The sequence below is a fragment of the uncultured Ramlibacter sp. genome, assembly GCF_936925435.1.
Lineage (GTDB): Bacteria > Pseudomonadota > Gammaproteobacteria > Burkholderiales > Burkholderiaceae_C > Ramlibacter.
The window spans coordinates 132787-154744 of the sequence record NZ_CAKZHQ010000005.1 but is presented as its reverse complement, the minus strand read 5'-3'; the positions used below and the strand labels follow the sequence as shown (position 1 = coordinate 154744).

The 21958-nt window shown below is 67.8% G+C and carries 26 protein-coding genes and 1 riboswitch; of the genes, 11 read left to right on the top strand and 15 right to left on the bottom strand.

All coding sequences use genetic code 11. From position 1 onward, the window contains the following. Positions 1–918, top strand: a complete 918-nt coding sequence (locus Q0632_RS06120) for a hydroxymethylglutaryl-CoA lyase (protein ID WP_298925786.1) — start codon at positions 1–3, stop codon at positions 916–918. 15 nt (positions 919–933) lie between these two features. Here Q0632_RS06120 and Q0632_RS06115 read toward each other — a convergent pair whose 3' ends face one another. The 5 genes from Q0632_RS06115 to Q0632_RS06095 all read right to left on the bottom strand — a co-directional run bounded on the left by Q0632_RS06115 (position 934) and on the right by Q0632_RS06095 (position 5776). Beyond that, positions 934–2436: an amidohydrolase family protein gene (locus Q0632_RS06115; RefSeq protein WP_298925783.1), complete on the bottom strand. Its 1503-nt coding sequence runs from the start codon at positions 2434–2436 to the stop codon at positions 934–936. Further along, positions 2433–2840 carry a DUF3830 family protein gene (locus Q0632_RS06110; protein ID WP_298926037.1) on the bottom strand — a complete coding sequence of 136 codons (408 nt, stop codon included), beginning with the start codon at positions 2838–2840 and terminating at the stop codon, positions 2433–2435. The genes Q0632_RS06115 and Q0632_RS06110 overlap by 4 nt, the downstream gene beginning before the upstream one ends. A gap of 100 nt (positions 2841–2940) precedes the next feature. Further along, entirely contained in the window at positions 2941–3921 is a 981-nt protein-coding gene (locus Q0632_RS06105) for a tripartite tricarboxylate transporter substrate binding protein (RefSeq protein ID WP_298925780.1), read from the bottom strand. A gap of 93 nt (positions 3922–4014) precedes the next feature. Beyond that, entirely contained in the window at positions 4015–4962 is a 948-nt protein-coding gene (locus tag Q0632_RS06100) for a dihydrodipicolinate synthase family protein (protein ID WP_298925777.1), read from the bottom strand. 91 nt (positions 4963–5053) lie between these two features. Further along, the gene (locus Q0632_RS06095) at positions 5054–5776 is read right to left on the bottom strand and encodes a FadR/GntR family transcriptional regulator (RefSeq protein ID WP_298925774.1); all 723 of its coding nucleotides are present in this window, start codon (positions 5774–5776) and stop codon (positions 5054–5056) included. Positions 5777–5910: 134 nt separating this feature from the next. Here Q0632_RS06095 and Q0632_RS06090 point away from each other — a divergent pair, with 134 nt between their 5' ends. Next, positions 5911–6882: a tripartite tricarboxylate transporter substrate binding protein gene (locus Q0632_RS06090; RefSeq protein ID WP_298925771.1), complete on the top strand. Its 972-nt coding sequence runs from the start codon at positions 5911–5913 to the stop codon at positions 6880–6882. 42 nt (positions 6883–6924) lie between these two features. On the opposite strand, the gene Q0632_RS06085 is transcribed toward Q0632_RS06090, so the two are convergent. The 4 genes from Q0632_RS06085 to Q0632_RS06070 all read right to left on the bottom strand — a co-directional run bounded on the left by Q0632_RS06085 (position 6925) and on the right by Q0632_RS06070 (position 10717). Beyond that, on the bottom strand, positions 6925–7719 hold the full coding sequence (locus tag Q0632_RS06085; protein WP_298925768.1) for an HAD family hydrolase: 795 nt from the start codon (positions 7717–7719) through the stop codon (positions 6925–6927). 57 nt (positions 7720–7776) lie between these two features. Continuing rightward, positions 7777–7920, bottom strand: a complete 144-nt coding sequence (locus tag Q0632_RS06080) for a hypothetical protein (RefSeq protein WP_298925765.1) — start codon at positions 7918–7920, stop codon at positions 7777–7779. A gap of 52 nt (positions 7921–7972) precedes the next feature. Next, the gene (locus Q0632_RS06075; protein ID WP_298925762.1) at positions 7973–9601 is read right to left on the bottom strand and encodes a peptide chain release factor 3; all 1629 of its coding nucleotides are present in this window, start codon (positions 9599–9601) and stop codon (positions 7973–7975) included. Between the two features lie 78 nt (positions 9602–9679). Continuing rightward, on the bottom strand, positions 9680–10717 hold the full coding sequence (locus Q0632_RS06070; RefSeq protein ID WP_298925759.1) for an ATP-dependent DNA ligase: 1038 nt from the start codon (positions 10715–10717) through the stop codon (positions 9680–9682). A 76-nt stretch (positions 10718–10793) separates the two neighbouring features. Next, positions 10794–10862, top strand: a riboswitch (S-adenosyl-L-homocysteine riboswitch). A 70-nt stretch (positions 10863–10932) separates the two neighbouring features. On the opposite strand from Q0632_RS06070, the gene ahcY reads away from it, so the two are divergent. Genes ahcY through Q0632_RS06045 form a run of 5 tightly spaced genes read left to right on the top strand, consistent with a single transcriptional unit; the run spans position 10933 to position 15126 of the window. Beyond that, positions 10933–12375 (top strand): adenosylhomocysteinase, encoded by a 1443-nt coding sequence (gene ahcY / locus Q0632_RS06065; RefSeq protein ID WP_298925756.1) that lies wholly within the window; start codon positions 10933–10935, stop codon positions 12373–12375. A gap of 4 nt (positions 12376–12379) precedes the next feature. Continuing rightward, positions 12380–13180: a TlyA family RNA methyltransferase gene (locus Q0632_RS06060; protein WP_298925753.1), complete on the top strand. Its 801-nt coding sequence runs from the start codon at positions 12380–12382 to the stop codon at positions 13178–13180. Next, complete coding sequence (gene metF, locus Q0632_RS06055) at positions 13177–14004, top strand: methylenetetrahydrofolate reductase [NAD(P)H] (RefSeq protein WP_298925750.1); 828 nt, start codon at positions 13177–13179, stop codon at positions 14002–14004. The genes Q0632_RS06060 and metF overlap by 4 nt, the downstream gene beginning before the upstream one ends. Continuing rightward, positions 14004–14441 carry a septal ring lytic transglycosylase RlpA family protein gene (locus Q0632_RS06050; protein WP_367181171.1) on the top strand — a complete coding sequence of 146 codons (438 nt, stop codon included), beginning with the start codon at positions 14004–14006 and terminating at the stop codon, positions 14439–14441. Before metF ends, Q0632_RS06050 begins: the two co-directional genes overlap by 1 nt. A 49-nt stretch (positions 14442–14490) precedes the next feature. Further along, on the top strand, positions 14491–15126 hold the full coding sequence (locus Q0632_RS06045; RefSeq protein WP_298925747.1) for a hypothetical protein: 636 nt from the start codon (positions 14491–14493) through the stop codon (positions 15124–15126). Between the two features lie 15 nt (positions 15127–15141). Here Q0632_RS06045 and Q0632_RS06040 read toward each other — a convergent pair whose 3' ends face one another. Genes Q0632_RS06040 through paaA form a run of 5 tightly spaced genes read right to left on the bottom strand, consistent with a single transcriptional unit; the run spans position 15142 to position 18788 of the window. Next, positions 15142–16245, bottom strand: coding sequence for a 2Fe-2S iron-sulfur cluster-binding protein (locus Q0632_RS06040; RefSeq protein WP_298925744.1), 1104 nt, complete (start codon positions 16243–16245; stop codon positions 15142–15144). 2 nt (positions 16246–16247) lie between these two features. Next, complete coding sequence (gene paaD / locus Q0632_RS06035; RefSeq protein WP_298925740.1) at positions 16248–16748, bottom strand: 1,2-phenylacetyl-CoA epoxidase subunit PaaD; 501 nt, start codon at positions 16746–16748, stop codon at positions 16248–16250. Further along, complete coding sequence (gene paaC / locus Q0632_RS06030) at positions 16742–17491, bottom strand: 1,2-phenylacetyl-CoA epoxidase subunit PaaC (protein WP_298925737.1); 750 nt, start codon at positions 17489–17491, stop codon at positions 16742–16744. The genes paaD and paaC overlap by 7 nt, the downstream gene beginning before the upstream one ends. After that, positions 17488–17781: a 1,2-phenylacetyl-CoA epoxidase subunit PaaB gene (gene paaB, locus Q0632_RS06025; protein ID WP_298925733.1), complete on the bottom strand. Its 294-nt coding sequence runs from the start codon at positions 17779–17781 to the stop codon at positions 17488–17490. The genes paaC and paaB overlap by 4 nt, the downstream gene beginning before the upstream one ends. Then, the gene (paaA, locus tag Q0632_RS06020) at positions 17778–18788 is read right to left on the bottom strand and encodes a 1,2-phenylacetyl-CoA epoxidase subunit PaaA (RefSeq protein WP_298925730.1); all 1011 of its coding nucleotides are present in this window, start codon (positions 18786–18788) and stop codon (positions 17778–17780) included. Before paaA ends, paaB begins: the two co-directional genes overlap by 4 nt. A 45-nt stretch (positions 18789–18833) precedes the next feature. Between paaA and Q0632_RS06015 the strand changes: the two genes are divergently transcribed. Beyond that, positions 18834–19175 carry a CAP domain-containing protein gene (locus Q0632_RS06015; protein WP_298925727.1) on the top strand — a complete coding sequence of 114 codons (342 nt, stop codon included), beginning with the start codon at positions 18834–18836 and terminating at the stop codon, positions 19173–19175. On the opposite strand, the gene Q0632_RS06010 is transcribed toward Q0632_RS06015, so the two are convergent. Then, positions 19172–20092: a 23S rRNA (adenine(2030)-N(6))-methyltransferase RlmJ gene (locus tag Q0632_RS06010; RefSeq protein ID WP_298925723.1), complete on the bottom strand. Its 921-nt coding sequence runs from the start codon at positions 20090–20092 to the stop codon at positions 19172–19174. The two genes, Q0632_RS06015 and Q0632_RS06010, sit on opposite strands and share 4 nt — an antisense overlap. 217 nt (positions 20093–20309) lie before the next feature. Here Q0632_RS06010 and rplM point away from each other — a divergent pair, with 217 nt between their 5' ends. The 3 genes from rplM to Q0632_RS05995 all read left to right on the top strand — a co-directional run bounded on the left by rplM (position 20310) and on the right by Q0632_RS05995 (position 21936). After that, on the top strand, positions 20310–20765 hold the full coding sequence (gene rplM, locus Q0632_RS06005; protein WP_298925719.1) for a 50S ribosomal protein L13: 456 nt from the start codon (positions 20310–20312) through the stop codon (positions 20763–20765). Beyond that, on the top strand, positions 20762–21154 hold the full coding sequence (gene rpsI, locus Q0632_RS06000; protein ID WP_298925716.1) for a 30S ribosomal protein S9: 393 nt from the start codon (positions 20762–20764) through the stop codon (positions 21152–21154). The genes rplM and rpsI overlap by 4 nt, the downstream gene beginning before the upstream one ends. 77 nt (positions 21155–21231) lie before the next feature. After that, positions 21232–21936 carry a DUF6776 family protein gene (locus Q0632_RS05995; protein ID WP_298925713.1) on the top strand — a complete coding sequence of 235 codons (705 nt, stop codon included), beginning with the start codon at positions 21232–21234 and terminating at the stop codon, positions 21934–21936. Positions 21937–21958: the final 22 nt, after the last annotated feature.

The window sequence follows — 21958 nt, the reverse complement described above, 5'->3', positions numbered from 1 at the left end:
ATGGAACGCATCCACATCACCGACGTGGCGCCGCGCGACGGCTTGCAGAACCAGGCCGTGGCCGTGAGCACCGCGGACAAGCTGGCCCTGGTGGAACGCCTGGCCGCGGCCGGCGTTGCCAGCGTGGAAATCACCAGCTTTGTCTCGCCCAAGGCCGTGCCGCAGATGGCCGACGCCGGCGAGCTGCTGCCCCTGGTGCAGGCCAGGCTGCCGGCCCTGCGCAGCTCGGTGCTGGTGCCCAATCTCAAGGGGCTGGAGCGGGCGCATGCGGCCGGCGCGCGTGAGATCGCGGTGGTGCTGTCCGCCACCGAGACCATGAACCGCAAGAACATCAACATGGGGCTGGAGCAGGCGGCCGAGGTCAGCGAGCAGACGCTGCGGGCGGCGCAAGCCCTTGGCCTGCACACGCGCGCCTATATCGCCGTGGCGTTCGAGTGCCCGTTCGAAGGAACGACCCCGCTGGATGCGGTGGTGGCGCTGGCGCAGCGCATGGCTGCGGCGGACGCCGGCGAGATCGTGATCGCCGATACCATCGGGGCTGCGGCACCTGCCGAGGTCAAGCTGCGGCTGGCGGCGCTCATCGCCGCGATCCCGGCCGAGCGTCTGGCCGTGCACTTCCACGACACCCGTGGCCTGGGCGCCGCCAACGCCTGGGCCGCGCTGGAAGCAGGCATCCGCCGCTTCGACGCCAGCGTGGGCGGCATTGGCGGCTGTCCCTTCGCGCCCGGCGCGGCCGGCAACCTGGCGACCGAGGACCTGGTGCTGATGGCTGAGCGCAGCGGCTTCGCCACCGGCATCTCGCTCGACGGGCTCATGGGCGCCATCGACCTGGCCCAGGACCTGCTGCAACGGCCGCTGGGCGGCCGCTCCATCGCCTGGTTGCGCCGCCAGCGCGACAAGCAGCAAGCCCTGGCCTGACCAGACCCCTGCGACTCAGCCGTCCAGCGGCCGTCCGCCGTGCACGTGGAAGGGCGTGCGGCCTATCCCGCAGCAGAACGCGCTGACCCAGGGCCGCATCGCCTGCGCGAGATGGCGGCCTTCGGTGTTGAGCGCATCCAGCCGGTCGGCCGCCGCCTGCGCGTCGCGTCGCAACTGGGCCTCATCGATGGTGAGCACGCGGCCGCGGTCGACCACCACATCGCCCGCGACCAGCACGCGGTCCACCGCTGCGCCGTTTTCGCCGTGCACGAGTTGCCGCACAGGATGGCGCAGCGGGACGTAGATAGGTTGGGCCAGGTCGAGCAGCACCAGGTCGGCCTCAAAGCCGGGGGCGATGCGGCCGATCCGGTCGCCCCAGCCCAGCGCATGGGCACTGCCTTCGGTTGCCATGCGCAGCGCCTCAGCGGCATTGATCCAGCGGTCCTCATCGGGGGTCATCACCCGCGACAGGAAGGCGGCGAGCCGCGTTGCCTCGAAGAGATTCTGCGTGTCCGAGGTGTTGGCGCCGTCGCTGCCGACCCCCACGCGCAGTCCGCGCTCGAGCATGCGCCGCACCGGCGCGATGCCCGAGCCCAACCGCAGATTGCTCAGGGGGTTGTGGATCGCGGTCACGCCGGCCGCCGCGAGCCTGTCGATGTCGTCGTCGGAAATCCAGATGCTGTGGGCCGTGCTCAAGCGGGGACTGAGCAGCCCGAGCTCGGCCAGGTGGGCGACCAGGCTTTTGCCATAGCGCTGTTCGCCGAACACCGCCTGCATCTTGCTCTCAGCCAGATGCGTCTGCATCGGCAGGTCGTGGGCCTGCGCCAGGCGCGCGCATCCCAGCATGAACTCGTCGGAGCAGTGCAGCGGAATGGTTGGTGCGATGCCGGGACGCACGCGGCTGCGATCGAAGGGCCAGTCGCGTGCCGCGGCGTCCACCGCGGCGAGGCAGGCGTCCGGCAGCGTGGCCTTGAGCGCAGCGGCGCCCGCGCGCAGCGGCTCGGGCAGGCTGGAGAGCAGCTCCGGGTAGGCCTGGTACAGCGTGCGGTCGGCGAGCATGGGCGAGACCACAGCCCGGATGCCCAGCCGCATGTAAGCGCCGGCCACCGCGTGCAGCCCCTCGGTCGTGGGCAGGGGGAACTGCGTCGTCATGTCGAAGAGCGCGGTGCAGCCCTTCTTCAGAAGCTCAACGCCGGTCAGCGTCGCGCTCAGCGCCAGGTCGTCGAGCCCGCGCTGGCCGTTGATCGCCGGCGATGCAGCGAGGAAGCCTTCGAGGGCGACGTCGTCCACCGCGCCGCGGCCCAGGCCGCCGTGGGCGTGGGTGTGGCCATTGACCAGGCCGGGGATGACGAGCCTGTCGGTCGCGTCGATGCGCGGCACTGCAGCATCCACGCCGGAGGCGCCGCGCTCGGTGATGGCGAGAATGCGGCCGTCCTCGATCAGCAGGTCGGCCGCCTGTGGCGCAGATGCGGCGTCGGCGACGACCAGTCCGCCTTCGACCAGCAGCCGGCCTTTCACAGCGAGAACTCCACGTCCTGCGCGCCTTCCCAGAGCGTGCGCGTGCCCAGCTCCCGCAGGTGCTCTCGGCCCTCGACGATGGTCAGGAAGTGGTTGCCGGCGAGCTGGCCCATCTTGCTGGAGAAGCTGCAGCTGCCGTAGGCCAGGATGATCTCGGTCTCGCTGTAGCCGCCGGGGTAGAACAGGATGTCGCCCACCGAAGGGTGGCTGGTGTGGTTCTCGTAGCCCACGCCCAGCTCGAAGTCGCCCATCGGGATCCAGCAGCCTTCGCCGCTCCATCGCACGTGGATCAGCTTTTGCCGGTAGGGCAGCAGCTTCAGGAATGCGGCCACGGTCTGGGGCGCGTCGGGGTGGGTTTCGGCGACGAAGCGGTGACCGCCGGCGGTCATGTGGATGCGTGTCATGGTGTTGAAGGTCAGGAACCGGGTTGGGCTGCTGTCCATTGGCTCACAACGAAGAACACCAAGGGCACGCAACCGGGGCTATACGCCCCGGGAGCAAGAATCAGTCCAGGCCGGCGCCCGATTCCTTGACCGCCAGCTTCCAGCGCGCCACTTCCTTCTTCAGGAAATCGCTGAACTCGGCCGGGTTGTTGGCGACGATGTCGAAGGCCTGGTTGGCCATGCGCTCCTTGACGTCGGGCGCGGCCATGGCCTTGACCGCGATCTGGCTCAGGCGCTGCACGATGGCCGGTGGCGTGCCGGCCGGCGCGGCGAAGGCCTGCCAGCTGGTGACCTCGATGTTGGCGCCGGTCTTCGCGGCGATCGGCACGTCGGGCAGCTGCGTTGCCGGCTTGGCGGCCGTCAGCATCAGGGCCTTCATCTTGCCAGCCTTGATGAAGGGCATGGCCGGGCCCAGGTTGCTGAACATGAAGTCGGCCTGGCCGGCAATGATGTCCTGCATGGCAGGCGCGCCGCCGCGGTAGGGGATGTGGACCGCATAGCCGCCGATGGCCTTCTTGTACAGCTCCGCCGTCAGGTGGTCGGACGAACCCGCACCGGAGGATGCATAGGACAGCTTGCCGGGGTTCTTCTTCATGAAGTCCGCCAGCTCCTGCGCCGTATTGAACTTCGAGTTGGCCGGCACCACCAGCACGTTGGGCGTGGAGACCAGCACGGAGATCGGCGCGAAGTCCTTGAGCGGGTCGTAGGGCAGCTTGCTGTACAGGCCGGCATTGATGGCGAAGACACCGATGCTGCCAACCAGCAGGGTGTAGCCGTCCGGCGCCGCCTTGGCCACCACCGCGGCGCCGACGCCGCCGTTGGCGCCCGAGCGGTTTTCCACCACCACCGTGGCCTTGAGCTCGTCACCCAGGGCCTTGGCGACGATGCGGCCGATCTGGTCGGAAGCGCCGCCGGCCGGGAAGGGGACGATGATCTTGATGGTCTGGCCGGGTGCCGGCCAGGGTGCCTGGGCCAGCGCGCCCAGGGGCAGCAGCGCGGCGGCCGCCAGCGCGATCAGGGATTTGCGTTTGATGAGGTTCATGTCTTGTCTCCTTGTTTTTGAAATCAGATGGCGCCGTGCGCTTCCACGTACAGCGCGTACAGCGAGTGCGAGCTGGCCATGTACAGGCCGCACTCAGGCGGCTTGGCGCTGCTGTCCGAGGGCCGCGTCGTTGTGCGCCAGCAGGGCGCGCGCGATGGGCGCCAGTTCGGCCAGCACCTTGGGGTCGCCGATGACGGAGAGGAACTCGCCGATCGGGCCGGTGGCTGCGATGCCGGCCAACTCCACGGCCGCATGCAGGATGCGGATGGGCGAGTACTTGTCGCGTGCGTCTTCCAGCGGGATGAACAGTTCGCGCGTGGCGGCGGCGCTGGCATCGTCGTTGGCGTGCAGGGCTTCGCGGATGCGGTTGGACAATGCCGGCGCCACGCAGGTCGAGCCCGAGGTGAAGGCGCGCAGGCCGAAGCTGCGGAAGTGGTCGATCACCGGCCGCTCGCCGATGCCGCTGATCAGGATGTTGGGGTCGACGCGCTGCACCAGGTCGGCCAGCACAGCGTCCTTCTTCGGATCGTCGCGCACGATGGCGTACTTGACGGCGCAGACCGCGCCGTCCTTGACCAGGGCGGCCAGTTCCTTGTTGTCGATGTAGCCCTCATCCTTGACGTAGGCGATCACCGGCTTGCCGTAGCGCGCGGCCAGCTTGCCGATGCCGCTGGCGGCGCCAGCCGGCGTGGCCGGGAAGCGCAGCGGCAGGACCATGGCGGTGGGAAAGGCGCGTTCGCGCAGCAGGTCGATCTGCTCGGCGGCCTTGCCGTAGTCGGCGCCCACCGAGGGGATCAGCCAGTCGCCCGCTGCCAGCAGGGGGGTCAGGCTGTCGAGCACGCGGCCCAGTTCGGCCACACCCAGGTTGTAGAAGTTGGCATTGCCGCCATACATGAAGGTGGTGACGCTGCCGGCGCGCAGGTGGGCCAGCACGCGGCGGTTGCCTTCGGCGTGGAAGCTGCCGTCCGCATTGCGCGGCATCGGGGGAACGGCGAGGACGGAGCCGCGCAGGTCGGCGGGCGTGACGGAGGTGGTTTTCAAGATGCAGTCCTGGAAAAGTTGGGCGCAAACAGGCGCACGCCCATTTGTTTGACAACTTTACCAATCAACCGCGAAGTTGTAAACCTGGGGTTTACCTGTCCAGATGCCGGTCCAGCAGGCGGTTGCGGGCCTGGTCCAGGTGGTAGCGCATGGCGATGCCGGCGCTGTCGGCGTCACCGATGCGGATGGCATGGACGATGCGGTCGTGCTCGTCCAGCACCCGGGCGCGGCGCTGGTCCGAGGCCTCGCGGGTCAGCGACAGCGTCACGTTCATGCCGCCCTTGACGCGGTCGGCCAGCTGGTCGAGCGCCTCCACCAGCATGGGGTTGCCCGAGCCCACGGCAATGGCGCGGTGGAAGGCGTAGTCGGCTTCCTTGGCCTGCGGCCCCTGGCCAAAGACCTGGTGCAGGGCCAGCCGGGTCTGCTCGATGCTGCGCAGCTGGTCTTCCGTGCGGTTGCGCGCCGCCAGCCGGGCCGACAACTCTTCCAGCGCCAGCCGCAGCTCCAGGCATTGCAGCACCTCGTGCAGGCTGTATTCGCTGGTGAGTTCGGCCACGCGCTGCGAGGGGCTGCGCTGCACATAGGTGCCCGAACCCTGGCGCGAGATCACCACGCCGTCGGTCTGCAGGCGCTGCAGCGCCTCGCGCACCACCGGCCGCGACACCGAGAAGCGCTGCGCCAGCTGCAGCTCGGTGGCCAGGCGGTCGCCCGGCGCCAGCCCGCCGGCCATGATGTCCTGCAGCAGCTGGCCATAGACCGTGTCGGACAGGCGCGGCCGTTCGATGGGGGAGGGTGGAAGCTCGGCGGCGGACATGGCGGGTGGCGCGATTCTACAAATGCGCGTGCCCAGCTTGTTCTGCACAGCGAGCGGGCACAGCCGGGAGAGTCCCGATTGCCCGTGCCGCAAGAGGCGGGTCCAATGGCGGCAACCATTTCAGGAGACCTTCCATGCGCCGCCGCCACCTCGTCCAGCTTGCCGCCGCAAGCCTGGCCGCCCCCGCCATCCACAGCTTTGCCCAGTCCGCCACCACCTTCCCGGCCAAGCCCATCAAGCTGGTCATCGCCTTCCCCGCCGGCGGTCCCACGGACATCACCATGCGCCAGCTGGCCGACAACGCCGGAAAAATCCTGGGCCAGCAAGTGGTGGTGGAAAACAAGCCCGGCGCCGGCGGCACCCTGCCGGCCCAGCAGCTGCAGTCCTCGGCGGCCGACGGCTACACCGTGGCGCAGATTCCGCTGGGCGTGTTCCGCCTGCCCTACACCACCAAGATCAGCTGGGATCCGGTCAAGGACATCAGCTACGTCATCAACGTCACCGGCTACGCCTTCGGCATCGTCGTGCCCAATGACAGCCCGATCAAGAACTGGGCCGACTTCGTCGCCTATGCCAAGGCCAACCCCGGCAAGCTCAGCTACGGCTCGACCGGCACCCTGACCAGCCCGCACCTGACCACCGAGCTGATCGCCCAGCAGCTGGGCATCCAGCTCAATCACATCCCGTTCAAGGGCAGCGCCGACCTGGCGGTGGCCATCAGCGGCGGCCACATCATGGCGGCGGCCGACTCCACCGGCTTCGCGCCCCTGGTGCAGGCCGGCAAGATCCGCGTGCTCAACACCTGGGGCGAGAAGCGCCTGGACAAGTTCGCCGATGCGCCCACGCTCAAGGAGCTGGGCATCAACATCGTGCAGAACTCGCCCTTTGGCATCGGCGCGCCGCGCGGCACGCCGACCGACGTGGTGGCCAAGTTGCATGACGCCTTCAAGAAGGCGATGGAAGACCCCAGCTACGTCGCCGCCCTGGCGCGCTACGACATGCTGCCCATGTACATGAGCAGCAGCGCGTACACCAAGTTCGCGCAGGACACCTTCGCCACCGAGAAGGCCCTGGTGGAGAAGCTGGGCCTGGCCAAGCCCGGCTGATTGCTCATCTTTCGATAGCGCCTCGCGTCCATTGGACGGGGGCTAGCGGCCTGTTTGGCTTGAAAGAAGGGCCTGCACGACCTCGCCGAAGCCCTCGCCGCGCTCGCTGGGCGTGATATAGCGCGGCGCGTGCGTCAGCTGCGCCTCGAAGCGGCGGATGTTGGCCACGCCCACGCTGTGCGGGAAGTGCTCGAACATCAGCACGTCGTTGGTCGAGTCGCCCACATAGACCCAGCGGTCGATCTCGGCGTCCAGCGCGCGGCCGAACAGTTCGCGCAGGATCCAGCGTGCACCGGCCAGCTTGTTGTGCCCGCCGTACCAGCCGTTGATGTGGATGGAGCTGACGGTGGCGTTCATGCCCGCCTCCTGCATCAGCCGCACGGCCTGGGCGATGCCCTCGGCCGGCAGGTGGACGAACTCGCTGTGGTCGATGGCGATGTCGGTCTCGCGGCCCACGCTGTCGCGCGAGATGGTGGCGCCGGGCACCTCGCGCACCACGCGCTGCGCCACCTGCTGCATGCGCGCGTAGTTGGCAGTGCGGGTGGCTTCGTCCTGCTGGTAGAGCTTGCGCAGGCTGCCGTCGTCCTGGCGCACCAGTGCCACGGCGCCGTTCTCGGCGACGATGGCGTCGACTGGCCAGGCCAGGGCGAAGGGCTCGCTCCAGCCCACAGGCCGGCCGGTGATGGGAATGACGTGCAGGCCGGCATCGCGCAGCGCCGTCAGCGAGCGCAGCACGCTGGCGGGCACGGCGCCGTCGGTGGTCAGGGTGTCGTCGATGTCGGTGAAGACGCCGGTGATCTGGCCCGGCGCGGGCCGGAAGTCGCCAAGGGGTTGCATGTCAGGACGGTAGGGAACGGGCCCCGCGCCGCGGCGGCGCGGTGGCAGGGCAAAAGCCTATTTCTGGTTGCAGACTTCCGGGCTGCCGTTGCAGGTGCCGGCGTTGTCGCCGCCACCGCCGCAGCCCGCCAGCAGCGCGGCGAGCACTAGCAAGATGCCGGCGCCGGTGCGGCGCAATGCTTGCCTGTGGGTACCCATCATGGTGCCTGCTCCTGTGCGGTTGGAATCCGCGCGATTATCCACGCGCGCCGCCTCAGCCCGCGTTCTGCAGCGCCAGGCCGGCGTGTTCGCGCAGCGGGTGGAAGTGGATCTTGGGAAAGCGCTCCTGCGCCAGCCGCACGTCGTAGGGGCTGGTGCACAGAAAGGCCAGGGTGTTGGCCGCGTCCAGCGCCATGCGCTGCGGATAGGCGTCGGTGAAGGCCCGCAGCTCGGCCGGGGTGTCGGCCGTGATCCAGCGCGCGCCTGTGTACTGGCTGGACTCCAGCCGCACGTCGGCGTCGTACTCGGCCTTCAGGCGGTGCTGCACCACCTCGAACTGCAGCTGGCCGACCGCGCCCAGCAGCATGGCGCCGCCGATCTCGGGGCGGAAGACCTGGATCGCACCTTCCTCGCCCAGCTGGGCCAGGCCCTGCTGCAGCTGCTTGGTGCGCAGCGGGTTCTTCAGGATGACGGTGGTGAACAGCTCGGGCGCGAAAAAGGGCAGGCCGGTGAACTGCAGATTCGCGCCGTCGGTGATGGTGTCGCCCAGCTGCACGCCGCCATGGGTGGTGAAGCCGATGATGTCGCCGGCGTAGGCCTCGTCCACCGCCTCGCGCCGCTGCGACAGGAAGGTGACGACTGAGGTCGGCCGCAGCTCTTTGGAGGTGCGCTGGACCTTGAGCTTCATGCCTGGCGTGTACTTGCCCGAGGCCATGCGCACGAAGGCGATGCGGTCGCGGTGGTTGGCGTCCATGTTGGCCTGCACCTTGAACACCACGCCGGCGAAGTTGGCGTCCTCCGGCCTGATCTCCTTGACCACCGGCTGCCTGTTGACCAGCAGCTGCGAGGTGCGCGGCTGCGGCGAGGGCGCCAGGTCAACCAGGGCGTCCAGCACTTCCATCACGCCGAAGTTGTTGACGCCCGAGCCGAAGAACACCGGCGTCTGCTTGCCGGCCAGGAAGGCCTCGTGGTCCCAGGTGGGCGAGGCGCCGATGGCCAGCTCCATGCTCTGCTCGGCGGTCTCGAACTCGTGGCCGAAGCGCTTGAGCAGCTCCTCACGGTTGGCCAGGTCTATGGTCTCGAACTCTTGCGGCAGGCGTTCCTTGCCCGAGTCGAAGACCGTCATGGTTTTCGTGCGCAGGTTCATGATGCCGCCGAAGGTCTTGCCCTGGCCGACCGGCCAGGTCATGGGCACGCAGGGCATGCCCAGCTCGCGTTCGATCTCGTCCAGGATGTCCAGGGGCTCGCGCACCTCGCGGTCCATCTTGTTGACGAAGGTGATGATGGGCGTGTCGCGCTGGCGGCAGACCTCGATCAGGCGCCGGGTCTGGGCTTCGACGCCGTTGGCCGCGTCGATCACCATCAGGGCCGAATCGACCGCCGTGAGCACGCGGTAGGTGTCTTCGGAGAAGTCCTTGTGGCCCGGCGTGTCCAGCAGGTTGATGACGTGCTCGCGGTACAGCATCTGCATCACCGAGGAGGCGACGGAGATGCCGCGCTGCTTTTCGATCTCCATCCAGTCCGAGGTGGCGTGGCGTGTGGCCTTGCGCGCCTTGACCGAGCCGGCGATCTGGATCGCGCCGGAGAACAGCAGCAGCTTCTCGGTCAGCGTGGTCTTGCCGGCGTCCGGGTGGGAAATGATGGCAAAGGTGCGGCGGCGGCGGGTTTCGGCGGCGAAGGACAAGGCGGAATCCGGTGGGAGAGGACAGGGGCCGGCCCGCGGGGCCGGCGCGACCGCCGGTGGCGGCGCGAAGCCCGGATTTTAAGGCCTGGGCCCGCTTTTGCGGCCACCGGCCAGGACCTGCGCCAACTCGGTGGGCGTGGCCACCTCCAGCTGGCCGTAGCCGCAGTCGCGCGGCGCCTTGTCCTCGCGCCAGCGCACAAAGACGGTGGCGTCGCGGAAACGCTCACCCTGCAGGTGTTCGTACTGCACTTCCACCACCCGTTCGGGCCGCAGCGGTTCCCAGCCCTGGGTCGCGTCTTTCCAGGGATGGTCCTGCAGGGCGTTGGCACGCAGCGGTTCGAGCTCCAGCGCCAGCTGGCGGCGCGTCTCCATGCTGAACGCCGAGGTGACGCCGGCGTTTTGCAGCACGCCGGCATCGTCATACAGGCCCAGCAGCAGCGAGCCGACCACGCCTTCGGTGAATTCCTTGTGCCAGCGAAAGCCCGCCACCACGCAGTCGGCGGTGCGCTCGTGCTTGATCTTGAACAGGGTGCGCTTGCCCGGCTGGTAGGTCGCGGCCCCTGGCTTGGCAATCACCCCGTCCAGCCCGGCGCCGGCGAAGCGCTGCAACCAGTCCTGCGCCTGGGCGCGGTCGCTGGTGGCCGGCGTCAGGTGCAGCGGCGCCCGGGCCTGGCCCAGCAGGCGCTCCAGCCGCAGCCGGCGCTCCGATTGCGCCAGCGCCATGGTGCTGGCGCCGCCGGCGGCCAGCAGGTCGAAAGCGACGAAGGCGGCCGGCGTTTCCTTGGCCAGCCGCGCGATGCGCGAGGGCGCCGGATGCAGGCGCTGCTGCAGGGCATCGAAGTCCAGGCCGCCGGCAGCGGCGACGACGATCTCGCCGTCGAGCACGCAGCCTCGGGGCAGCTGTTCGACCAGCACCTTTTCGAGTTCCGGGAACTGGCGGTTCAGCGCCTTGCCGTCACGGCCTTGCAGGGTGACGCCGCTGGCGTCGCGAAAGACCAGGGCGCGGATGCCGTCCCATTTGGGCTCGAACAAAAAGCCTTCGCCGGTGGGCAGTTCCTGCGCCACCTTGGCAAGCATGGGTTCGATCGGCGGTCGGATTTGGGTTGGTTGGGACATGGGGTGTTTGTAACGCATGCCGGGCCTGCTAGGCGGATTGCTTACGGTCGGGCTGGCCGCTTCCGTATAATTGCGCCTGTCCGAGGAGCGTTGCAGCACCGCACGGTGCGAGGCTCGGATTCATTCGCAACGACGCTCGCCCACTGGTCCGTGTGAGGTGAGCCTTCTCCCCCAATGCCCGTGGTCCTTCTTCGAAACTGCTTTTGGAGCATGCAATGAACGCCGTTCTCAAACCCACCGCCGTCGCCACCCAGGACTGCGCCATCGCCGATCTGTCGCTGGCCGCCTGGGGCCACAAGGAAATCCGCATCGCCGAGACCGAGATGCCCGGCCTGATGGCGATCCGCGATGAATTCGCCAAGACCCAGCCCCTGAAGGGCGCGCGCATCACCGGCTCGCTGCACATGACGATCCAGACCGCCGTGCTGATCGAGACGCTGGAAGCCCTGGGCGCCACGGTGCGCTGGGCCTCGTGCAACATCTTCTCCACCCAGGACCACGCCGCCGCCGCCATCGCCGCCAACGGCACGCCGGTCTTCGCCATCAAGGGCGAGACGCTGGAAGACTACTGGGACTACACCCACCGCATCTTTGACTTCGGCCCCAAGGGCAGCGAAGGCGAAGGCCCGAACATGATCCTGGACGACGGAGGTGATGCCACGCTGCTGATGCACCTGGGCCAGAACGCCGAGAAGGACGCTTCCCTGGTCGCCGGCAACGGCGCCAGCGAGGAAGAGCGCATCCTCTTCGCCGCCATCCGCAAGAAGCTGGCCGAAGACGCTACCTGGTACACCCGCAAGGCTGCCCAGATCATCGGCGTGACCGAAGAGACCACCACCGGCGTGCACCGCCTCAACGAGATGTCGGCCAAGGGCACACTGCTGTTCCGCGCCATCAACGTCAACGACTCGGTCACCAAGAGCAAGTTCGACAACCTCTACGGCTGCCGTGAATCCCTGGTCGATGGCATCAAGCGCGCCACCGACGTGATGATCGCCGGCAAGGTCGCCGTCGTGGCCGGTTACGGCGACGTGGGCAAGGGCTCAGCCCAGGCCCTGCGCGCCCTGTCGGCCCAGGTCTGGGTCACCGAGATCGACCCCATCAATGCCTTGCAGGCGGCGATGGAAGGCTACCGCGTGGTGACCATGGAATATGCCGCCGACAAGGCCGACATCTTCGTGACCACCACCGGCAACAAGGACGTGATCACCCACGCCCACATGCTGGCCATGAAGGACCAGGCCATCGTCTGCAACATCGGCCACTTCGACAACGAGATCCAGGTCGCCTCGCTCGAGAAGTACCAGTGGGAAGAGATCAAGCCCCAGGTCGACCACGTGATCTTCCCGGACGGCAAGCGCATCATCCTGCTGGCCAAGGGCCGGCTGGTGAACCTGGGCTGCGGCACGGGCCACCCCAGCTATGTGATGTCCTCCTCCTTCGCCAACCAGACCATTGCCCAGATCGAGCTGTTCACCAAGCCCGATGACTACCAGGCTGGCAAGGTCTACGTGCTGCCCAAGCACCTGGACGAGAAGGTCGCGCGCCTGCAGCTGTCCAAGCTCAACGCCCAGCTGTCGGTGTTGACCGACGAACAGGCGGCCTACATCGGTGTGAGCAAGTCTGGCCCTTACAAGCCCGACAGCTACCGTTACTGACCGGATGCGCGCCGACCAGTTGTTGGTGGAGCGCGGTCTGGCAAGCAGCCGCTCCCAGGCCCAGCGCATGATCACCGCCGGCGTGCGCTGGCGGCCGGCCGGGCAGGACGATGTCGCCTGGAAGGCCGTTGTGCGCAACCGCGACGAGCTGTCCGATGACGCGCAGATCGACCTGATGGATGGAGCCGAGGCGCGCTATGTCTCGCGTGGCGGGCTCAAGCTCGAAGGCGCGCTCCAGTCCACCGGCATCGCGGTGCAAGGCAAAACCTGCCTGGACGTGGGCCAGTCCACCGGCGGCTTCACCGACTGCCTGTTGCAGCAGGGCGCGGCCCATGTGACCGGCGTGGACGTGGGCCAGGGCCAGCTGCACGCCAGCCTGCGCGAGGACCCGCGCGTGCTGTGCATCGAGAGCGTCAACGCCCGCAACCTGCAGGCGTCCGACCTGCTGGATGCGCCGGACCTGATCGAGGAAGACGAGCAGCCGCAGCAAGATGCGCCCAGTTTTGACCTGATCGTGGGGGACCTGTCCTTCATCTCGCAGACCCTGGTGCTGCCGGCCCTGGTGCCCATGCTGGCGCCCGGCGGCGACCTGTTGATGCTGGTCAAACCGCAGTTCGAGCTGCAGCCCGGCCAGGTCGGCAAGGGCGGCATCGTCAAGGACGAGGCCTTCTATCCGCTCATCGAGCAGCGCATCCGCGATTGCTGCGCCGACCTGGGGCTGGAGGTGCGGGGCTGGCACGACAGTGCCATCGAGGGCGGTGACGGCAACCGCGAGTTCTTCGTCCATGCGAGAAGGACGCCATGAAGCTCCCGATCAGCCTTGAATTCTTTCCCCCCAAGACGCCCGAAGGCGCGGCCAGGCTGCGCCAGGCGCGCCAGGCGCTCTATGCGCTGGAACCCGAGTTCTGCTCCGTCACCTTCGGCGCTGGCGGCTCGACCCAGGACGGCACGCTGTCGGCGGTGACCGAGATCATGGCCGAGGGCCGACCGGCCGCACCGCACCTGAGCTGCATCGGCCAGACCCGCGACAGCATCCGCGAGCGGCTGGCGGCCTACAGCGCGGCCGGCATCGAGCGCATCGTCGCGCTGCGCGGCGACTTGCCCAGCGGCTACGGCGCCAGCGGCGAGTTCCGCTATGCCAGCGAACTGGTGGCCTTCATCCGCAGCGAGACCGGCAAGCGCTTCCACATCGAGGTGGCGGCCTATCCGGAAGTGCATCCGCAGGCGAAGTCGCCGCAGTCCGACGTCGACGCCTTCATCGCCAAGGTGGAAGCGGGAGCGGATTCGGGCATCACCCAGTACTTCTTCAACGCCGACGCTTACTACCGCTACATCGACGAGCTGGACAGCCGCGGCGTGCGCGTGCCGGTGGTGCCGGGCATCATGCCCATCACCAGCTCGACCCAGCTGATGCGCTTTTCCGATGCCTGCGGCGCCGAGATTCCGCGTTGGATCCGCCTGCGCCTGCAGTCCTTCGGCGATGACACGGCTTCCATCAAGGCCTTCGGCCTGGACGTGGTCAGCGGCCTGTGCGAACAGCTGGCGGCCGCCGGCGCGCCGGGCCTGCACTTCTACACCATGAACCAGGCCCAGGCGACGCTGGAAATCTGCCGGAGGCTGGACGCGTGATGCGGCGCGCGGCGCCCTGGCTGCTGCTGGCGCTGGCCTGCGTGGCCCAGGCGCAGGACGACGGTGAGGGCGAGGGCGACAGCCAGCGCCATCCGGCCTCGGGCGAGATCCCACTGACCATCGAGGCGGCGCCCGCCGCTGGCGAGATCGGCCGCGGCATCGCGTCCTGGTACGGCCCGCGCTTCCATGGCCGGCGCACGGCCAGCGGCGAGCGCTTCGACATGCATGCGCTCACGGCCGCCCACCCGAGCCTGCCCTTCGGTACCGTGGTGCGGGTGCGCAGCCTGGTCAACGGCCGCGAGGTCGAGGTGCGCATCAACGACCGTGGCCCGCACATCAAGCAGCGGGTGATCGACCTCAGCCGCGCCGCTGCCAAGTCGCTGGGCCTTCTGGACAGCGGCGCCGGGACCAAGCCGGTGCTGATCAGCCTGCCCTGAGCATTCTTTTTGCTAGCATTCGCTCAGGGAATGCAATCAGAGGAACGGGATGCAAAAAGCAGCGGCAATCTGCCTGGCACTGGCCGGGCTGACGGGATGGGGCGGAGCGCAGGCACAGATCTACAACTGCCGCACCAGCGCCGGCACCAACTACCAGTCCGCCCGGCCTTGCGCGGCCACCACCGGCACGCAGGTGTACTCCAATTCAAGCTCGAGCCGCAATGGCAGCAGCAGCGGTAGCAGTGTCACCTACTACGGGCCGACTGAAAGCGACAGCCGGCCCCGCTACCAGCCGCCAACGCCTTCCGTTGGCGAGGCGCCGGCCCACATCAGGTACATGAGCCCGCGCTGCAGCAGCCTGCACGATGCCTTGCGCACTGCGTCGGCCCGGGGGCTCAAGCATGAAACCGTCAACGAGATGCGCAGGGGCTACCAGGTCGAATGCTCGGAAGACGAGCGCGAGGCCTACACCGCGCTGTCGCAGGAGCGCGGTGAAAAGAACCAGCAACGCCGCGCCGAGCAGAGCGCCAACATGGCCCAGAAGGAGCGCACCGCCTTGCAGCAGCAGCAGTGCGGCGAGTCCAAGCGCATCCTGGTCACCAAGCGCGCCCGCACCGACCTCAACGAGGGCGAGAAGGCGGAGTTGCAGCGCTTCGAGGACAACTACCGCGCCCGCTGCAGCTGAAGGCTGCCGGCGGCCTCAGCGCTCGTCGTAGCTCAGGACGACGCGCTCGGTCAGCGGCCGCGCCTGGCAGGTCAGTACAAAGCCCTGGGCGGTTTCCCAGGGCTCCAGGGTGAAGTTCTTCTCCATCTCGACCCGACCCTCGAGCAGGCGGGCCCTGCAGGTGCAGCAGACACCGCCGCGGCAGGAATAGGGCAGGTCCAGGCCGGCCTCGAGCGCCACGTCCAGCACCCGCGCGTCCGGCGCCATGGCCAGGTGGTGGGTTTTGCCGTCCAGCACCACGTCCAGCCGGATTGCGGCATGTTTTTGGGCTGTAGCCGGCGGAAATACTGCCTGTGCCGCTATCAAATTTGAAGCGGAAGGGGTGCCCGCGGCGAAGAAGCGCTCGCTGTGGATGCGTCCGGGCGCGACGCCGGCGGCCAGCAGGGCGCGCTGCACCGCCTCGATCATTCCCTCGGGCCCGCACAGAAAAGCCTCATCGATGGCGGCGGCCGGCAGCACCGTGCGCAGCAGTTCGGATGCCTTGGCCTCATCCAGCCGGCCATGGAGCAGGGCCACTTCCTGCGGCTGGCGCGACAGCAGGTGGATGAGGCTCAGGCGCGCCGGGTAGCGGTCCTTCAGATCGGCCAGCGCCTCGTTGAACATGATGCTGCCCACCCGCTGGTTGCAGTAGACCAGGCTGAAGCGGGACTGGGGCTGGGCCGCCAGCGTGCTGGCGATGATGGACAGCAGGGGCGTGATGCCCGAGCCGGCGGCAAAGCCCACGCGATGGCGCGCGCCCGCCACGCGCGGCGTGAAGCGACCGTCCGGCGGCATCACCTCCAGAGTGTTGCCGGGCGCCAGTTGCGCCAGTGCCCAGCGCGAGAAAAGGCCGCCTTCGACCGGCTTGATGCCCACATCGATCTCGCCTTGCTGGTCCAGGCGCTGGCGCGGGCTGCAGATGGAATAGCTGCGCCGCGTGTCGGCGCCGGCGATCTGGGCGCGCAGGGTCAGGAACTGGCCAGGCCGGAAGTCGAAGGCTTCTCGAAGTTCTTCGGGAACGGCGAAGGTGATGGCGGCCGAGCCGGCGGCGTCGGGCGTGACGCGCTTGACGCTGAGCGAATGGAAATGCGGCGAGGCCATGCTCAATACGGTTTGAAATGGTCGAAGGGTTCCAGGCAGTCCAGGCACCTGTGCAAGGACTTGCAGGCGGTGGAGCCGAAGTGAGAGGTCTCGGTGGTGTTGGCCGAACCGCAGCGTGGGCAGGCAACGGCGTCGGGCCGGGCGGCGCTGCGCATGAACTGCAGCGCGGTGCTGCCAGCCGCCTGCGTGTGTGGCGGTGCGATACCGTAGGCGCGCAGCTTGTCTCGCGCTTCCAGCGTGATCCAGTCGGTGGTCCAGGCCGGTGCCAGCCGCGTGACGACGGTGGCGTCCATGGCGTTGGCGGCGAGCGCGGCGCGCACGTCGTCCTCGATCTGGCCCATGGCGGGGCAGCCGCTGTAGGTGGGCGTGATCACCACCTCCAGCACGCCCTCGCGTTCGTTGACTTCGCGCAGGATGCCCAGCTCGCGGATCGACACCACCGGGATCTCCGGGTCCGGCACGGCTTCGAGCACGTCCCAGGCGCGTTCCACCGCATTCACCACTGTGTCCCAGGATGCTGGCGCGCCAGGCTTTGCATCTCGGCCAGCAAAAAACCCAGGTGCTCGGAATGCAGGCCTTCCTTGCCGCGCGGCACATGGCCGCCAGCGGCCGGCCGCTGCAGCGTGGCCTCGGCCAGCGCTTCATCGACCAGGGTGTCCCAGGCCGCTTGCAGCGCCGCGGTGCGCGCATCGGCGCCACTCCAGAACTCCTGGGTGTAGGGCATGAGGTGGTCCAGCGCCGCCTGCATACGCGCATGCGAGGCGTCGGTGCCGTCGCCCAGGCGCAGCAGCCAGTCGCGCGCGTGGCGCAGGTGGTAGCGGGTTTCCTTGAGCGACTTGGCGGCGATCGCGGCCAGCTGCGCGTCTTCGTGGGCCTGCAGCCCATCCCATAGCAGCAGCATGTGGGCGCTGTACAGGAAGTTGCGGGTGATGGTGACTGCGTAGTCGCGGTCGGCCGCGGCCGTGGCGGCCAGCGGGCCATGGTGCGGCAGCTCCAGCAAGGTGAAGTTGCGGAACTCGCGGGCGTCGCGGAAGTAGGCCAGGCTGTCTTCGGTCGCGCCGTTGCCGATCAAGCTTGCTGCATGCTGGTAGAGCATGCGCGCCTGGCCGACCAGGTCCAGGCTGATGTTGGCCATGGCGATGTCTTCCTCCAGCACCGGGCCGTGGCCGCACCACTCGGCGTTTCGCTGGCCCAGCACCAGGGCGTTGTCGGCCAGGTGCAGCAGGTAGTCGCTCTGCGCCGTCACATATGCCCCACGTCGTCTGGGATGGCGTAGAAGCTGGGATGGCGGTAGATCTTGTCGGCCGCCGGCTCGAAGAACTCGGCCTTGTCGTCGGGCTCGCTGGCCGTGATCAGGGCGGAGGGGATGACCCAGATGCTCACGCCCTCCTGCCGTCGCGTGTAAACGTCGCGCGCCATCTGCAGGGCCTGCTGCGCGTCCACCGCATGCAGGCTGCCGCAGTGCTTGTGCTCCAGCCCCTGCTTGCTGCGCACAAAGACCTCCCAAAGAGGCCACTCGTTGCGGGCGTCGCTCATGCTGCCTCCTTCAAGGCGCGGGCCTGTTGCTTGCGCGCATGGGCCAGGGCGGCGTCGCGCACCCACTGGCCGTCTTCGTGCGCCTTGACGCGGGTGGCCAGGCGCTCCTTGTTGCAAGGGCCATTGCCGTTGACCACGGCCCAGAACTCGTCCCAGGCTATGGCGCCGTAGTCGTGCTGCTGGCGCTCTTCGTTCCATTGCAGCTCGGGGTCGGGCAATGTCACGCCCAGGATCTTTGCCTGCGGCACGGTGGCGTCGACGAACTTCTGGCGCAGTGCATCGTTGCTGATGCGCTTGATGCCCCAACGCATGCCCTGGGCGCTGTTAGGGCTGTCGGCGTCGGGCGGGCCGAACATGGCCAGCACCGGCCACCACCAGCGGTTGGCCGCGTCCTGGACCATGGCGCGCTGGGCCGGTGTGCCTTGCATCTGCACCATCAGGCTCTCGAAGCCCTGGCGCTGGTGAAAGCTTTCTTCCTTGCAGATGCGGATCATGGCGCGCGCATAGGGCCCGTAGCTGCAGCGGCAGATCGGCACCTGGTTCATGATGGCCGCGCCGTCGACCAGCCAGCCGATCATGCCGACGTCGGCCCAACTGAGGGTGGGGTAGTTGAAGATGGAGCTGTACTTGGCCTTGCCGCTGTGCAGGGCCTCGACCATCTGGTCGCGGCTGGTTCCCAGGGTTTCAGCCGCGCTGTACAGGTACAGGCCGTGGCCGCCCTCGTCCTGCACCTTGGCCAGCAGGATGGCCTTGCGCTTGAGGCTGGGCGCGCGGCTGATCCAGTTGCCCTCGGGCAACATGCCGACGATCTCACTGTGGGCATGTTGGCTGATCTGGCGCAGCAGGGTGCGCCTGTAGGCCTCTGGCATCCAGTCCCGCGGCTCGATCTTGCGTTCGGCGTCGATTTTGGCGTCGAACTGGGCCTGCGCTCCGGCGGCGTCCGCAGGCGAGGCAGGGGCCTCCTGGGCTTGCTGGGGGTCGGGAAGGTCCAGGGCCTGGGTGTACATGGCGCCAGTCTAGCGCATTCACCGACCGACCGGTCGGTGAATTGTATGGATCGCGGTTTCTTCCGACAGCGCCGGGAATTCGGCGCGGCCAGCCGTCACTCTGGCGATATGGCGCGGCATGACTGCTTCTCGCACAGCGGGCGCGACGGTAGCCGCGTCAGCGACCGCGTCACGGCCCAGGGCTATGCCTGGGAGGCTGTGGGCGAGAACATCGGCGGGGGAGACACATCGGCCGACGCGGTGATCACCGGCTGGCTGGCCAGCCCGGGCCATTGCCGCAACATCATGAGCCCGGCCTTCGCCGAGGTGGCCCTGGCTTGCGTCCAGCGGCCAGGCACGCAGTGGGGCCGTTACTGGACCTTGGTGCTGGCCAGGCGCAAAGCCTAGCCGCCGTGTTCCACGGCCTGGCCCTTGCCGCGGCCGCGGCCCAGCACTTCCAGCAGCTGTGGCAGTGCCAGTTGCAAGGCAGCTTTCAAGGTGTGGGGCGGATTGACGATGAACATGCCGCTGGCCGTCAGGCCGGGCCGGCGCTCGGGCTCGCCGATGACAGACTTCTCATCGCGCTGTCCGATCGCCAGGGTGGCATGCAGCCAGGGCTTGCCGGCCTGGTTGGACAGGGTCTTGAGCCGGCGCGGCAGGTCGTGGGCCTCCGGCCGCGGGATCACCGGGTACCAGACGGCATAGGTGCCGGTGGCAAAGCGCTTCAGGCTGTCTTGTATGCAGGCACTCACTTTACCGTAATCGTTCTTGATCTCGTAGCTGGGGTCGATCAGCACCATGGCCCGGCGTGAGGGTGGCGGCAGGAAAGCCTTGAGGCCTTCGAAGCCGTCTTCCCGGGCCACGCTGACCTGGCGGCCGGCTTCCAGCTGGGCCACGTTGGCGGCCAGGGCCTTGCCGTCGGTGGGGTGCAGCTCGAACAGCTTGAGCTTGTCGCGCGCTTCGGTGCGCAGCAGGCCCTGGACCACAAAGGGCGAGCCGGGATAGACCTTGAGGGTGCCGCCGGGGTTGAAGCCGGCCACCATGGCCATGTAGTCCTCGATCAGCGGCGCTACATCTTTGATAGCGGGCTGTGCTTTGCCGGCGGGGGCTAGCGCCGAAAAAAGCTTCAAAATCCCGTCTTCGGCCTCGCCCGAGGTGCCGGCATAATCGCCGTCCAGCCGGTACAGGCCGGCGCCGGCGTGGGTGTCGATCACCGTCAGGGCGGCGTCCTTCTGGGTCAGGTGCTTGAGGACGGCAATCAGCACCATGTGCTTGAGCACGTCGGCGTGGTTGCCGGCGTGGAAGGCGTGGCGGTAGCTGAACATGCCCCAATGGTACCCCGCGGCTGGGGCGGGTTGCGCCAAGTCCTTGATTCTTCGTATAATCTTGGGCTATGCAGCGCCTTTGTGGTCCCGCGGCAGAGCAATGAGAGGCAAAACGACACTACGTTTTGCCAATCTGAACACCCACCTAAGAGATTCCCGTCAGAGGAACGCCGACCGTGGAAAAGGACCCGCCAAACCCTCTTTCAAGAGAAAACTCATGACCAAAACGTTCAGCGCCAAGCCCGCTGACGTGACGCACGAGTGGTTTGTGATTGACGCGACCGACAAGGTCCTCGGACGAGTAGCCAGCGAAGTTGCTCTCCGTTTGCGCGGCAAACACAAGGCCATTTACACGCCTCACGTCGATACCGGTGACTTCATCGTCATCATCAACGCAGCCCAGCTGCGCGTCACCGGCGCCAAGTCGATTGACAAGGTGTACTACCGCCACTCCGGTTACCCGGGCGGCATCACCGCGACGAACTTCCGCGACATGCAAGCCAAGCATCCCGGCCGCGCGCTGGAAAAGGCCGTCAAGGGCATGCTGCCCAAGGGCCCGCTCGGCTACGCCATGATCAAGAAACTCAAGGTGTATGGCGGTGCTGAGCATCCCCACACCGCGCAGCAACCCAAGGTGCTGGAGATCCCGGCGCTGTCGAAAGGCGCCCAATGATCGGTGACTGGAACAACGGCACGGGCCGCCGCAAGAGCAGCGTCGCACGCGTGTTCATGAAAAAGGGCACGGGCAAGATCACGGTCAATGACAAGGACATCGAAGAGTACTTCGGCCGTCAGACCTCGATCATGATCGTCAAGCAACCCCTGTTCCTGACCAACCATGTCGAAACCTTCGACATCAAGGTCAACGTGCACGGCGGCGGCGAATCCGGCCAGGCCGGCGCCACCCGCCACGGCATCACGCGCGCCCTGATCGACTACGACGCGGCCCTCAAGCCCGCCCTGTCGCAAGCCGGCTTCGTGACGCGTGACGCGCGCGAAGTGGAACGCAAGAAGGTCGGCCTGCACTCCGCACGCCGCCGCAAGCAGTTCAGCAAGCGTTAAGCAACGCAGCGCTATCTGTTCAGGGCCGCACAAGTTCGCTTGTGCGGCCTTGTCGTTTCAGGCCATCATCCAGCCCCATGCGTTTCAAACTCCTGCGTCGCCGCCTCACCATCAGCGCCCCCCGCATGGCCGTGCGCAGCGCCATGCCCTGGCCGTTGCGCTGGGCGGTGGTGGCCATCGTGCTGGGCTTTTGCAGCGCCATCGGCCTGTGGGCCTTCGAATTCGGCAAGAGCATCGCCGGCCTGGACAGCGGCGCCAAGGAGGAGCTTGTGCAGCTGCGCTCCGAGGTGGCCCAGCTGCGTGACGAGCGCGACAAGGCCCAGTCGGTGCTCAACACCTCGTCCAGCCTGATCACCTCCGAAAAGGCTGCCCAGGAGCGGATGGCGGCCCAGATCAGGGTGCTGGAGGCCGACAACCGGGCCTTGCGCGACGACCTGGGCTTTTTCGAGAAGCTCATCCCCGCCAGCGCCGAGGGCGTGGCCATCCGCGGCCTGCAGGCCGAGGTGCTGTCCGGCGCCCAGCTCAAGTGGCAGGTGCTGGTGATGCAGCCGGTGCGCAATGCGCCCGAATTCCGCGGCCGGCTGGAGATCAGCATCTCGGGCACGCTCGACGGCAAGCCCTGGATGATGGACCTGCCCGACGCCGCCCAGGCTCTGCAGTTCCGCCAATACCGGCGGATCGAGGGAATGGCCGTTTTGCCGGCCCAAGCCGTGGTAAAAAACGTTTCGGCCAGGGTGGTGGAAGGAAGCACCGTCCGGGCCGCGCAGAGCGTCAAGCTCTGATCCCCAAAAACCGCGTCGTTGA